Genomic DNA, 12,491 nt, shown 5'->3' with positions numbered 1-12,491 from the left:
CGCACCATGAGCGGACGCGCCATCGTGGTGATGGCCTATGACGGTGTCCGGCTGCTGGACGTGACCGCCCCCCTGGAGGTGTTCACCACGGCCGCCGGCCAGGGCGGGGCGTACACGGTGACCCTGTGCTCGCCCGCCGGCCTGGACGTGCGGACCTCCGCGGGCACCCGACTGCGCGTGGACGCCGCCGCGCACGAGGTGCGGGGGGCGCACACCCTGGTCGTGCCCGGCTCCCCGGACCTGCCCCGCCGCCCGTGGCCCGAGGGGCTGCTGGAGGCGGTCGACGCGCTGGCGGGGCGCAGCGAGCGCGTGGCCTCGGTGTGCACGGGCGCCTTCGTGCTGGCCGGTGCGGGGCTGTTGGAGGGCCGCCGGGCGACCACGCACTGGCGTCACGCCGCGCTGCTCGCGCGCGCCTTCCCCGGGACCCGGGTCGAACCGGACGCCATCTACGTCCGCGACGGCCGGGTGCTGACCTCGGCGGGGGTCAGCGCGGGCCTGGACCTGTCACTGGCGCTGGTGGAGGAGGACGAGGGCTCCGATCTGGCCCGGGAGGTCGCCCGCGACCTGGTGGTCTTCCTCCAGCGGCCGGGCGGGCAGTCGCAGTTCTCGGTGGCCGCCCGCACCCCCCGACCGCCCCACGACGTCCTGCGCCCGGTCCTGGACGCGGTCGCGGCCGATCCTGCGGGTGACCATTCGGCGCCGGCCATGGCCGCCCGGGCGGGTATGAGCACCCGCCACCTGAGCAGGCTCTTCCGCGAGCGCCTGGACAGCACACCGGCCGCCCACGTGGAGTCGGTTCGGCTGGAGGCGGCGCGCGCACTGCTGGAGGCCGGGGAGAGCGTCGCGGGGGCGGCCGAACGCTCGGGACTGGGCAGCGGCGAGTCGCTGCGCCGTGTGTTCTGGCGGCACCTGGGTCTGACCCCGTCGGCCTACCGGGACCGCTTCCGCACCGCCCGGCGCGGGCCCCGGCCCGCGGAGCCCCCGGCCCGGGAACGCGCCCCCCGGTAGGGTGCGGCCCCGGTGTCCGCCCCCGTGCGGGCACCGGGGAGGGTCTCAGCCGCGGGCCCGGGGGTCCTCGGGCCGTTCGCCGCCGTCCCGTTCCAGGAACTGGGACAGCAGGTCCGGGACGGCCAGCCCGGCCCAGGCCAGCCCCTGGCCCAGCCCCACGTCGGCGGCGGTGTACATGCCCTTGCCCGAGGCGGTGGTGGCCGACACGTGCGCCAGCCCGGCCCGGCGCTGGAACGGTGTGCGGGTGATCCGCCAGCCGATCACCGCCGACCGCTCCAGGGTCACGGTGTCGCGCACCGCCATGCCCTGGCGCACCACCAGGTAGCGCGGGTGCAGGCCGTGCCCCAGCGCCCGGTGGGAGCCGACCGCGTACCAGAACGCCACCGCCGCGAACGCGGCCCCCAGCAGCCACCAGCCCCAGGGCGGGGCGGCCTCCACCAGGTGGGTGGCGACCGGCAGCGGGTTGAGCCGTTCCTCGATCTCGTGGGCGGCGTCCCACCACGCGGCCGCGGCCAGCGTGTGCAGCCACGCCAGCCCCGCGGCGACGGCGAAGCCCGCCAGCGAGGCCCACCCGGCGCGCACCAGCCGGCGGCGCAGTGCCGCCCGCGGGTGCGCGGTCAGCGGCAGGTCCAGCGGCGATTCGGGGGTCCGCATCAGGTCGGCGGCCAGCTCCCGGGCACGGGCTCGGGGCATCGGCGGACAGAGGCGGCTCTTGGCCTGGGTCTTCTCCGCGTCCGCGGCCCCCAGACCGGTGGCGACCGCGCGCACGTCCGCGCCGCCGACGGCGCGCAGCACCAGGGGCTCGTGCAGAGTGACGCCGTTGAGACGCCGCCCCTCGATCGTCAGCGACTGGCTGTTGAGCAGGCCCCGGCGCATGACCACCGTCCCGTTGGACTCCCGGGTCAGCCGGTAGTCCCACCAGGTCTCCACCGCGACGGCCACCAGGACGACCGTGCCCGACAGCAGCAGCCCGAACAGGGCCGCCGGGACGACGAACAGCAGCCGGGCCATGACGAACGCGCCGATCTCCGCACTGCCGGGCAGCCCGGTCCGCTCGGAGATCCACCGGTGGATCCAGCCCTCGGACTGGGCGTTGGCGCCGATCAGGGCCGCTACGGCACCGATGCCGATGCCCAGGGTGGCGGTGGTGGCGGGGGCGTAGGCGAACCAGCGCCGGTCCAGCCGGGCCAGCTCCAGGCCGTCGGCGTCCGCGGCGCCCTCCGCACCGTCGGCCCCTTCGGCGCCCACGGCGGTCGGCGGGTCGCGGTACAGCAGCTCGCGGCGCAGCCGCTCGCCCTGGGCGGCGGTGACGAACTGGAGCTTGACCTGGTCGGACTCGGACCCGACCTGTTCTCCGGTGCCGACGGTGACGATGCACAGGCCGAAGGGGCGGGCGTAGACCGGTGCGGCCACGTCCACACTGCGCACCCGCTCGCGCGGCACCGAGCGGTAGGTCTTGGCGAGCACGCCCGAGCGCATCTCCATGCGCTCGTCGGTGACGCGGTAGGAGACCGCCTTCAGGACCGTCATGTCCAGGGCGGTGAGCCCGCCGATGAGGGCCAGGGCCCCGGGCAGCGGGGCCAGCGCCCACCAGGGCAGGTCCAGGACGATCAGGACGACGGTGCCGACGATGGCGGCCGGGACGATGAACAGGGCGCCGACGGCGGTGTCGGCCCACACGCTGAGCGGGCTCAGGCCCTGCCAGTCGCCCAGCGGGTGGTCGGTCGGCGGTCGCTGTGCGGTGGTCATGTGGCGTCTCCGGGAACGGCCTGGGTGGTCTCGGTGAGCTGGTCGGCGACCCGGGTCGCCAGGACGTGGTCCAGGCCCGCGATCTCGATCGGTCCGGCGGCCGAGGCGGTCGTGACGGTCACGCTGGACAGCCCGAACGCGCGCTGGAGCGGGCCGCGCGCGGTGTCCACGGTCTGGATGCGCGACATGGGGGCCACCCGCCACTCCTGCCAGAACCAGCCGCTGGAGGCGTAGACGGCGGTGTCGGTGACCTCCCAGCGGTGGACCCGGTACCGCCACTGCGGCATCACGAAGGTGACCAGCAGCCCGGCGACCGCGATGACGGCGGCCGCGACGAGGAACCAGGGGCGGACCGGCTCCCAGATCAGGGCGGGGACGACGGGGACCACGGCGAGGGCGACCGTCGTGATCAGCGAACGGGTGGTCCACCAGCGGACGGCGCGGGGGTCCACGCGGTGGTGCGGTGGGCGCAGGCGCGGTGTGTCGGTGGTCATCGCGTCCACGTCTCCTCTCGGTCTCGTGGGCCCCTTCGGCCCGGCTCCTATAAAAAGTGATATCACAATGCTATGCTCGCGTCATCACTTGAGAGGGAAGGAACGCACATGAACGAACCCACCGCCCCCGCCCCCCGCTACCGGGAGGCCCCGCAGTACCGGGAGACCACCGCCAAGAGCCGTGACGGCATCGGTGTGTTCCTGCTGGCGGCGCTGATCGTCCTCGTCGGGGCCGCCATCGCGGGATCGCCCTTCCTGGTCGAGGCCGTGCCGTTCCTCGTGGCGATCGTCATCGGCGCCCTCGTCGCCGTCGTCGGCCTGTTCCTCATGCTGGGGCTGACCATGGTCGCCCCCAACGAGGCCCGCGTCGTGCAGCTCTTCGGCCGCTACGTCGGCAGCGTGCGCACCGACGGCCTGCGCTGGGTCAACCCGCTGACCGAACGCAACGCCGTCTCCACGCGCATCCGCAACCACGAGACCTCCGTCATGAAGGTCAACGACGCCTCCGGCAGCCCCATCGAGATCGCCGCCGTCGTCGTGTGGCAGGTGGAGGACACCGCCCGCGCCACCTTCGAGGTCGACGACTTCGTCGAGTTCGTGTCCATCCAGACCGAGGCGGCCGTGCGCCACATCGCCGGCCACTACCCGTACGATTCCTACGACGCCCAGGGCGCCCTGTCGCTGCGCGACAACGCCGACACCATCACCGAGCGCCTGTCGGAGGAGGTCGGCCAGCGGGTCGAGGCCGCGGGCGTGCGCATCGTGGAGTCCCGCTTCACACACCTGGCGTACGCTCCCGAGATCGCCCAGGCCATGCTCCAGCGCCAGCAGGCGGGCGCCCTGATCGCCGCCCGCGCCGAGATCGTCGAGGGCGCCGTGGGCATGGTCGACCGTGCCCTGGCCCGGCTGTCCGAGGAGCACGTGGTCGAGCTCGACGAGGAGCGCAAGGCCACCATGGTCAGCAACCTGCTGGTCGTGCTGTGCTCGGACCGCCCGGCCAGCCCGGTCGTCAACACGGGGACGCTGTACCAGTGACGGGATAGAGGTGGCCGTGCCGGAGCGCAAGAAGGTACTGCTGAGGCTCGACCCCGCCGTCCACGACGCCCTGGCGCGGTGGGCGGGGCAGGAGCTGCGCAGCACCAACGCCCAGATCGAGTTCCTGCTGCGCCGCGCCCTCGACGACGCGGGGCGGATGCCGAAGGAGGCCGGGGACATCCCCCGCCGCGGCCGGCCCCGCAAGGGGGAGCCCGACCCCCCGCAGGACTCGAAAGGCTGACGCCCCCCGTACACGCGGGGGCCGGGCACCCGTGACGGGTGCCCGGCCCCCGCGGCCGTCAGAGCCCTCAGAGCGCGGCCGCGGCGGCCCGGCCGGCGGTCCGGCCGGAGAACAGGCAGCCGCCCAGGAAGGTGCCCTCCAGGGCGCGGTAGCCGTGCACGCCGCCACCGCCGAACCCGGCGACCTCGCCCGCCGCGTACACGCCCGGCAGCGGGGTGCCGTCGGCGCGCAGCACACGCGCGTCCAGGTCGGTGTGCAGTCCGCCCAGCGTCTTGCGGGTGAGGATGCGCAGGCGCACCGCGATCAGCGGACCCGCCTTGGGGTCGAGGATCTGGTGCGGGGACGCCACCCGGATCAGCTTGTCGCCCCGGTAGTTGCGGGCCCCGCGGATCGCCGTCACCTGGAGGTCCTTGGTGAACGTGTTGACCATCTCCCGGTCGCGGGCCACCACCTCGCGGGTGACGGTGTCGGCGTCCAGCACCCCGTCCCCGGCGATCTCCCTCATCTTCGCGATGAGCGCGGGCAGCCGGTCGGCGACCGCGAAGTCCACCCCGTGCTCCTTGAACGCCTCCACCGGGCCCGGCGCCCCCGGCAGCGCCCGCTTGAGCAGGAGCCTGACGTCCTTGCCGGTCAGGTCGGGGTTCTGCTCCGAGCCCGACAGCGCGAACTCCTTCTCGATGATCTTCTGGGAGAGCACGAACCACGTGTAGTCGTGGCCGCTCTTCATGATGTGCTCCAGCGTGCCCAGGGTGTCGAACCCGGGGAAGTACGGGGCGGGCAGCCTCTTGCCGGTGGCGTCCAGCCACAGCGACGAGGGCCCGGGCAGGATGCGGATGCCGTGGCGGGACCAGATCGGGTCCCAGTTCTGGATGCCCTCGGTGTAGTGCCACATCCGGTCGGGGTTGATGATCTGCGCGCCCGCCTGCTCGGTGATGCCGAGCATGCGCCCGTCCACGTGCTCGGGGACGCCCGACAGCATGTGCGCGGGCGGGGTGCCCAGCCGCTCGGGCCAGTTCTTGCGCACCAGGTCGTGGTCGGCGCCGATGCCGCCGGAGGTGACGATGACCGCCTGCGCGGACAGCTCGAATTCCCCGGCGGCGTCGCGGTTGCTGGCCTGCCCGCGCTCGATGTCGCTGGGCGCCAGCACGGTGCCGCGCACGCCCGTCACGGCCCCGCCGGTCACCACCAGTTCGTCGACGCGGTGGCGGAACCTCAGGGAGACCAGTCCGCGCTCGGCGGCGGCGCGCACCCGGCGCTCGAACGGGGCGACCACGCCCGGGCCGGTGCCCCAGGTGATGTGGAAGCGGGGGACGGAGTTGCCGTGCCCGTCGGCCAGGTAGCCGCCGCGCTCGGCCCAGCCCACGATGGGGAAGAGCCGCAGGCCCATCTGCCGCAGCCAGGAGTACTTCTCCCCGGCGGCGAAGTCCACGTACGCCTCGGCCCACCTGCGCGGCCACGCGTCCTCGGGGCGGTCGAAGCCGGCGGTGCCCATCCAGTCCTGGAGGGCCAGTTCCCTGGAGTCGCGGATGCCCATCCGGCGCTGTTCGGGGGAGTCCACGAAGAACAGGCCGCCGAAGGACCAGAACGCCTGCCCGCCCAGGGACTGCTCGGGCTCCTGGTCGAGCAGGATCACCTGCTTGCCCGCGTCGGCCAGCTCGGCCGCCGCCGTCAGGCCCGCCAGTCCCGCGCCGACGACGATGACGTCGGCCTGATCCGCTGCGCTGCTCATGGGGGTGCGTCTCCTCGACTCGGTCGGCCGTGCCCGCGGCACGGTGTGCGCGATGGTGACGACTGTGCTCCTTCGCCGGGCGCGGGGCAAGGGTCATGTGTGCCGTACGCCACAGCTTTTGTCAGGTGGTGACAAACCGGACGGTATCCGGCATGATCATCCGGCCCGCGTGTGCCGTACCCCCGTTCGACCGCGTCCGCGCAGGTCCCCGCCCCGACCGTCGACCGAGGATCCCCCGTGTACTTTCCCCCTGCGACCTTCGAGCCCGGCCCCACCGCCACCGTCATCGGCTTCGCGACCCTGCTCTTCTTGTTCTTGACCCCTTATCTGGTGTCCGGCCTGCACCGGGCCCGGGCCGTGCTCACGCGGCCGTCCGGGCTCGCGGGCCTGACCTTGGCCCTGTCCGCCGTCGAGCTGGCGGCGGTCGTCGCCTTCCACACCACGGCGGTACGCGGGCTCACGCTCCGGGACCTGGCACCCGGTGATATCCAGCTGCACGGGCCCGAGTGGCGGGTCCTGGTGGGGGACGTGCCTCCGCTGTGGCTCGTGACCGGCGCGGTCGCCGTCCTGTTCGCGACCTTCGTGGTGTGGGCGTCGCGCAACCGCTCCCGGGTCCCCGAGGCGCCGCAGGTCCAGCTGGCGCAGTGGTCGGACCGGGACATGCGGCGGTACCGGGCGAACCTGCTCCTGGGCATGCTGAGCAGCGTGGCCGTGTACTACCTGGTCCTGTACCCGCTGCTGGCCGTGTACTTCGGGCCGCTGACCGGAGTGCTCGCCGTCGCCATGCTGGCGGGATGGCAGTACCGGGCGTCGGGGGCCGCGACGATGCTCGCGGTCTGCCTGTCCGAGGGGTCCATCCTCGGGTTCTATGTCTTTGTGGCGCCGGGCGGTCTGATCCTGCCGCTGCTCTGGTCGGTGGGGTTCGCGCTCCTGATCGGCCGGAGGACGGCGGAGCAGCGCGCCCGGGAGATCGGGGCGCCGGCCCTGGAGGTCACGGTGCTGGACGCGGACGGCGCTCCGGTGCCGCGGCGGGAGGGCTGACGTGTACTTCGTCCCGCCGGGCTTCGATCCCGGCCCGACCGCACTGGCGGTCGCCGCCGTCCTGCTGCTGGTGATGCTGCTGCGTCCGCTGTTCTCCATGCGGACGTACTCGGACGCCCCCGGGGCGCCCGCCGCCCTGACCCAGCTGGCCGTCGTCCACCTGGGGTTCGTCCTCGCGGAGGCGGTCCTGGCCGTGGTCGTCCTCTACACCCTGCATGCGGCCACCCCGGCCGCCCTGGGCCTGGCCCCGGTGTCGGTCGGGCCGGAGCACCTGTGGCAGCCGGAGGGGGTCGGGCACTGGTTCGGCCCGGCCTCCGCCGTCGCGCTGTGCGGGTTCGCGCTTCTCGCCGCGCTCGTGTGGTGGGACCGCCGGAGCGCGCGGGCGGAGCCCGTGCCGCCGATCGAGCGGATGGTGCCGCGCACCGCCGGCGGCTGGCTGCTGTTCTCGTTCGTCCCGGTGCTCGACGCGGTGTCCGGGGTGATCGTGTTCGCCCTGGTGCTGTACCCGACCGTGGCGGTGCTCGTCAGCCCCTGGGCGGCGGTCCTGGCGGCGGGCTGGATGTGGGGCTGGCGCTCCTGGAGGTGCCCGATGAGCAACGGCGTCGGCGCGAGCACCACCTTCGGGTTCCTCTCCGTCCTGCTCTACGCCCTGGGGTTCCCCGGCTTCCTGCTACCGGTGCTGCTGATCATGGTCGGGATGGGCGGGCATCGGGCGATCCTCCATTTCAGGGTTTACGAGGCCCTCGCCGACCGGGCCGAGGAAGAGGCGCCCCTGGAGGTGCTGGAGGTCACGGCGGAGGACCCCGGGCGGCGGTGAACGCGGTGGGGGCGCCGCGGCGCCCCCACCGCGTTCAAGCCCCGAAGCGGATCAGCGACCGGCCGCCCTTGCCCTGGCGCATCCGCTCGAACGCGTCGGGCACGCCCGACAGCGGGATCTCGTCGGTCACCATCGCCTCCAGCCGCAGTTCGCCCGAGCGCACGCTCTCGGCGATGACGGGGATGTCGCGGTCGGGGTCGCTGGACCCGAACACGCACCCGCGCAGCGTGCGGGCCTGGTGGAACAGCTCCAGGGCGTTGAACGACACCTCGTCCTTCACCGAGCCGACCCCCACCACGGTGACGGTGCCGCCGCGGCGGCTGATGCTCCAGGCGGTGCGCACCACCTTGGCCGAGCCCACCACCTCGAACACGTGGTCGGCGCCGCGCCCGTCGGTGAGCGCCCGCACCGCCTTGGACAGGTGCTCGTCGGCGAGCAGGAACTCGGTGGCGCCCAGCGACCGGGCCAGCTCCTCCTTGGCGGGGGAGACGTCCACCGCGATCACCGGGTCGGCCCCGGCCATGCGGGCCGCCTGGAGCACGGACAGGCCCACCCCGCCCAGGCCCATGACCACGGCCGACTGGCCCGGGCGCACGGCGGCGGAGTTGTTGACGGCGCCCCATCCGGTGAGCACCGCGCAGCCCAGGACGGCGCCGGCGGCCGGGTCCAGGCCGTCGGGCAGCGGCACGACGGCGTCGGCCCCCACCACGGTCGCCTCGGCGAACGCCCCGCAGCCCAGGCCGGGGTGGACGGGGGTGCCGTCGGTGAGGTGGGCGTAGGGGACGGCGGCCCGGTCCAGGGCGTGTTCGCACAGGTGGGGTTCGCCGTTGCGGCAGAACCAGCAGGCACGGCAGGCCGGGGCCCAGTTGAGGATGACGTGTTGGCCGGGGCTGACCGAGGTGACGCCCTCACCGACCGCCTCGATGGTCCCGGTGCCCTCGTGCCCCAGGACGGCGGGCCACTTCTGGGCCAGGGTCCCGTTGGACAGGGACAGGTCGGAATGGCAGACCCCGGCGGCGGCGATGCGCACCCGCACCTGGCCGGGTCCGGGGTCGGGCAGTACCAGATCCAGGATCTCCGGGGGCGCTCCCCGGGAGGCGAAGACGGCGGCCTTGACGGTCGTACTCATGGGAGGAACTCCAATCGCGGACTGCCGCGATCCTAGCGATACCGACCGGTCGGTAGAAGAACGGGGTTCGGTTGTCGGAAATGTCCCCTGACCGGTTCTTTGTTCTTCTCGACCGGTATTTTGCCCGCCCCCGGTGATCATGGGGGCAGGGAGGCACCATGGTCAATCCTGTCTGGGTGGGCACCCTCATGTTCGGCGAAGTGCCGATCGGGGTGCGCCTCTACAGCGCCCGCGAGCGCCGCGGACCGGTCCTGCACCAGTTCGAACGCGGCACCGCCGACCGCATCCGCTACATCCGTGTCAACGAGCGCACCGGCGAGGAGGTCCCCGCCGAGAACATCGTGCGCGGCGCGCGCACCGCCGTCGAGGACGAGTACGTCGTCCTGGAACCGGAGGAACTGGAGGAGATCCTCCCGCACGGGTCGCGCACCATGTGCCTGGACGGGTTCGTCCCCGAGGGCTCGGTCGGGCCCCTGTGGTACGCCAACACCTACTACATGGCCCCGCGCGACCCCGCCGACGCCCAGCCCTACCAACTGCTCTACTCGGCCCTGGACCGCACCCGCCGGGCGGGCACCGCCACGGTCGTCCTGCGCGACCGCGAGTCGCCCGTGCTCATCGAGCCGACCCGGGGCGTGCTGTCGGCCTCCACCCTGTGGTGGCCCGACGAGGTGCGCACCCCCGACGACGTCATGCCGCCGGTGCCCTATCCGGCGCTGGGCAAGGAGGAACTCGCGCTGGCCGCCGAACTGGTCGACTCGCTGTCGATCGACTGGGACCCGGCCCGCTACGACGACAGCCACGGCCACCGCCTCACCGAACTGGTGCGCGCCAAGGCCAAGGGGGGCACCATCACCCACCGGCCCGGCGGGGACGACCGGCCGCGCCGGACCGAGGGGTCCAGGGACGACGCGCTCCAGGAGGCGCTGCGCCGCAGTCTCCCGCACGGGCGCGCACCCGGCCCGCGCCCGCCCGCCCGCGGCGAGGGCCGGCGCACCAAGCGCGAACTGCTCCGGCGCGCCTCGGAGCTGGACGTGCCGGGCCGCTCGAAGATGAACCGCGAGGAACTGGAGGAGGCGGTGGCCCGTGCGGGCGGCCGCTGACCGCGCCCCGTATCCGCCCCCGTGCCCTCCCGGGCGCGGGGGCCTCGTCCGTGTCGGGAGCCGTGTTCACCGAACCGTGCCCCTTGGCCCGGCCCCGGTGCGGGTATCCCCTCATCGAACGGACGAACTCCGAGGTGGCACACGGTGGTAAAAACCTGTACCACCGCGGGGGTCCGTGAATTCCAATGGTCTCACTGGGAGGTTCGATGAAGAACCCGACCGGTCCGGTGGCGGTTCGACGGCACTACCTGATGTGCCGCCCCACCTACTTCGCGGTCGAATACGCGATCAATCCCTGGATGGACCCGGCGGTCCGGGTGGACAGGGATCGGGCGATCCGCCAATGGGAGGCGCTGCGCGACCTCTACCTGGAGCTGGGCCACGAGGTCCACGAGATCACGCCCATCGAGGGGCTGCCGGACATGGTGTTCGCCGCCAACGGCGCCCTGGTGGTGGACGGCCGGGTCTACGGCGCCCGTTTCGCCAGCGCCGAGCGCACCCCCGAGGGGCCCGCCTACCTGGAGTGGTTCCGGGCCGCGGGATACACCGAGACCCGCGAGCCCAAGCACGTCAACGAGGGGGAGGGCGACTTCATCACCCTCGACGACGTGGTCCTGGCGGGCACCGGATTCCGCACCGAGGCGGCCGCGCACCAAGAGGCCGAGCGCTTCCTGGGACGCCCGGTGGTGACCCTGCAACTGGTGGACCCGCGCTTCTACCACCTGGACACGGCCCTGTTCGCGCTGTCGGGCGAGCGCGTCGCCTACTACCCGGGCGCGTTCTCCGCGGGCAGCCGCAGGGTTCTGGAGGCACTGTTCCCGGACGCCCTCATCGCCACCGAGGACGATGCCCGCGTCCTGGGCCTGAACGCCGTCTGCGACGGCCGCAACGTGGTCATCGCCGCCGAGGCGGGGGCCCTGGCCGACCGGTTGCGCGCCGAGGGCCTGACCGTCCACCCGGTGGAGATGGACGAGCTGCGCAAGGCCGGCGGCGGCGCCAAGTGCTGCACGCTGGAGCTGCGCACGACGCGCACCTGACCGTGCCGAACTGACAAGAAACGGCCGGATCCCGCGCACCCCTGTGCGGTATCCGGCCGTCCAAACCTCCGGGAATGTGGGATACGCCACCCCGGGTGAGGGTGGACTCACCCGTAGTCACAGGTCATGCGTCCGCCACGGAATCCGAAGGCCGCCGGCGCCCGGAATCGAGTGCCGAGAGACCCTGGTCAAAACCGCGTGAATCAATAAAGTTCAGCAGAGTGAAGAGCAAACAGCGCAGACTGCCGCGTCGAATCCGTGAACAACTGATGATCGACGCCGCCGTCACGGCGTTCTCTCGAAGCGACTACCACACGGTGCGCGTCGAGCAGATCGCCGCGGCCGCGGGTACCTCCAAACCGACGATGTACCAATATCTGGGCTCCAAAGAAGGCATATTCAACGCCTGTGTGCGCCGCGAATCCGAACGCCTCATGATCGCCCTGCGCACCGCCGTCCACGACCCCCGCGCCGCACGCGGGGAAGACCCTCTGCGCCGCGGAATCCGTGCCTTCTTCGGATTCGTGGTCGACAACCGCGAGAGCTGGACGGTCCTGTACCGGCGCGCCGCCGCCAGCGGCGGCCCCTTCGCCACCGAGGTGACCCGGGCCCGCGAACGCGTCCTGGCCGAGGTCACCGACCTCATCACCACCTGTGGCGGCCTGCCCTCCGGCGCCCGCGAGCGCGAGGCCGCGCTGCTGGCCCGGATCGCGGTGGGCACCGCCGACGCGTTCGCCGACTGGCTGCTGGACCACCCCGAGGAGAGTCCCGAGGTGATGGCCGACCACGTCACCGCCCTGACCTGGGCGCACCTGGACGCGCACAGCGCCCCGGCGGGGGCCGGGGCGTAGCGGCGGGGGCACCCCGCGTGTGCCGGAGCGCCCCGCCGCTCCGGCTCAGCCGATCGCACTCATCACGTGCCCGACCCGCGTGCGGTTCCGCGAGGCTGTACGCCGACGGGTCCCTGCCGTGCGCCCGAGTGCCCGAACCCGCCGTGCGGCATCTCCGACACCGGCGCACCGCGGGCGTCGATCCACACCGCGCCGAAGTCCGGTCCACCGCCCACCCGCGGCGCCCGAGCGCGGTTCGCGGCCCACACCGACGACGC

At 73.3% G+C, this 12,491-nt stretch carries 12 protein-coding genes; 8 read left to right on the top strand and 4 right to left on the bottom strand.

Annotated features, from left to right (window positions below):
- Window positions 1-6 precede the first annotated feature (6 nt).
- The gene (locus QJS33_RS18640; RefSeq protein ID WP_306369290.1) at window positions 7-1,008 is read left to right on the top strand and encodes a GlxA family transcriptional regulator; all 1,002 of its coding nucleotides are present in this window, start codon (window positions 7-9) and stop codon (window positions 1,006-1,008) included.
- Window positions 1,009-1,053: 45 nt separating this feature from the next.
- Here the strand turns inward: QJS33_RS18640 and QJS33_RS18635 are convergent, their stop codons facing one another.
- Both QJS33_RS18635 and QJS33_RS18630 read right to left on the bottom strand, forming a co-directional pair.
- Window positions 1,054-2,757, bottom strand: a complete 1,704-nt coding sequence (locus QJS33_RS18635) for a PH domain-containing protein (protein WP_306369289.1) — start codon at window positions 2,755-2,757, stop codon at window positions 1,054-1,056.
- On the bottom strand, window positions 2,754-3,251 hold the full coding sequence (locus QJS33_RS18630; protein WP_306369288.1) for a PH domain-containing protein: 498 nt from the start codon (window positions 3,249-3,251) through the stop codon (window positions 2,754-2,756). The genes QJS33_RS18635 and QJS33_RS18630 overlap by 4 nt, the downstream gene beginning before the upstream one ends.
- Before the next feature lie 108 nt (window positions 3,252-3,359).
- Between QJS33_RS18630 and QJS33_RS18625 the strand changes: the two genes are divergently transcribed.
- Both QJS33_RS18625 and QJS33_RS18620 read left to right on the top strand, forming a co-directional pair.
- Complete coding sequence (locus QJS33_RS18625; protein WP_306369287.1) at window positions 3,360-4,286, top strand: SPFH domain-containing protein; 927 nt, start codon at window positions 3,360-3,362, stop codon at window positions 4,284-4,286.
- A 16-nt stretch (window positions 4,287-4,302) separates the two neighbouring features.
- Complete coding sequence (locus tag QJS33_RS18620) at window positions 4,303-4,527, top strand: hypothetical protein (RefSeq protein ID WP_306369286.1); 225 nt, start codon at window positions 4,303-4,305, stop codon at window positions 4,525-4,527.
- Window positions 4,528-4,594: 67 nt separating this feature from the next.
- Here the strand turns inward: QJS33_RS18620 and QJS33_RS18615 are convergent, their stop codons facing one another.
- Window positions 4,595-6,256, bottom strand: a complete 1,662-nt coding sequence (locus QJS33_RS18615) for an FAD-binding dehydrogenase (RefSeq protein WP_306369285.1) — start codon at window positions 6,254-6,256, stop codon at window positions 4,595-4,597.
- Window positions 6,257-6,493: 237 nt separating this feature from the next.
- Here QJS33_RS18615 and QJS33_RS18610 point away from each other — a divergent pair, with 237 nt between their 5' ends.
- Together QJS33_RS18610 and QJS33_RS18605 are read left to right on the top strand one after the other, a co-directional pair.
- Window positions 6,494-7,297 carry a hypothetical protein gene (locus tag QJS33_RS18610; RefSeq protein ID WP_306369284.1) on the top strand — a complete coding sequence of 268 codons (804 nt, stop codon included), beginning with the start codon at window positions 6,494-6,496 and terminating at the stop codon, window positions 7,295-7,297.
- 1 nt (window position 7,298) lies between these two features.
- The gene (locus tag QJS33_RS18605; protein ID WP_306369283.1) at window positions 7,299-8,114 is read left to right on the top strand and encodes a hypothetical protein; all 816 of its coding nucleotides are present in this window, start codon (window positions 7,299-7,301) and stop codon (window positions 8,112-8,114) included.
- 34 nt (window positions 8,115-8,148) lie between these two features.
- On the opposite strand, the gene QJS33_RS18600 is transcribed toward QJS33_RS18605, so the two are convergent.
- Complete coding sequence (locus tag QJS33_RS18600; protein WP_306369282.1) at window positions 8,149-9,243, bottom strand: Zn-dependent alcohol dehydrogenase; 1,095 nt, start codon at window positions 9,241-9,243, stop codon at window positions 8,149-8,151.
- A 158-nt stretch (window positions 9,244-9,401) separates the two neighbouring features.
- Here QJS33_RS18600 and QJS33_RS18595 point away from each other — a divergent pair, with 158 nt between their 5' ends.
- The 3 genes from QJS33_RS18595 (at window position 9,402) to QJS33_RS18585 (ending at window position 12,234) form a co-directional block, all read left to right on the top strand.
- A complete protein-coding gene (locus QJS33_RS18595) occupies window positions 9,402-10,346 on the top strand; it encodes a Ku protein (RefSeq protein WP_306369281.1) in 945 nt (314 codons plus the stop codon).
- A 206-nt stretch (window positions 10,347-10,552) separates the two neighbouring features.
- Entirely contained in the window at window positions 10,553-11,383 is an 831-nt protein-coding gene (ddaH, locus tag QJS33_RS18590; protein WP_306369280.1) for a dimethylargininase, read from the top strand.
- 221 nt (window positions 11,384-11,604) lie between these two features.
- The gene (locus QJS33_RS18585; protein ID WP_306369279.1) at window positions 11,605-12,234 is read left to right on the top strand and encodes a TetR/AcrR family transcriptional regulator; all 630 of its coding nucleotides are present in this window, start codon (window positions 11,605-11,607) and stop codon (window positions 12,232-12,234) included.
- The last annotated feature ends 257 nt before the right edge of the window (window positions 12,235-12,491 follow it).

It is taken from the genome of Nocardiopsis sp. CC223A (genome assembly GCF_030766825.1).
In the GTDB taxonomy this organism is placed as follows: Bacteria; Actinomycetota; Actinomycetes; order Streptosporangiales; family Streptosporangiaceae; genus Nocardiopsis.
Note: the sequence above shows the minus strand (reverse complement) of the source record. Positions and strands in the feature narration are given on the sequence as shown.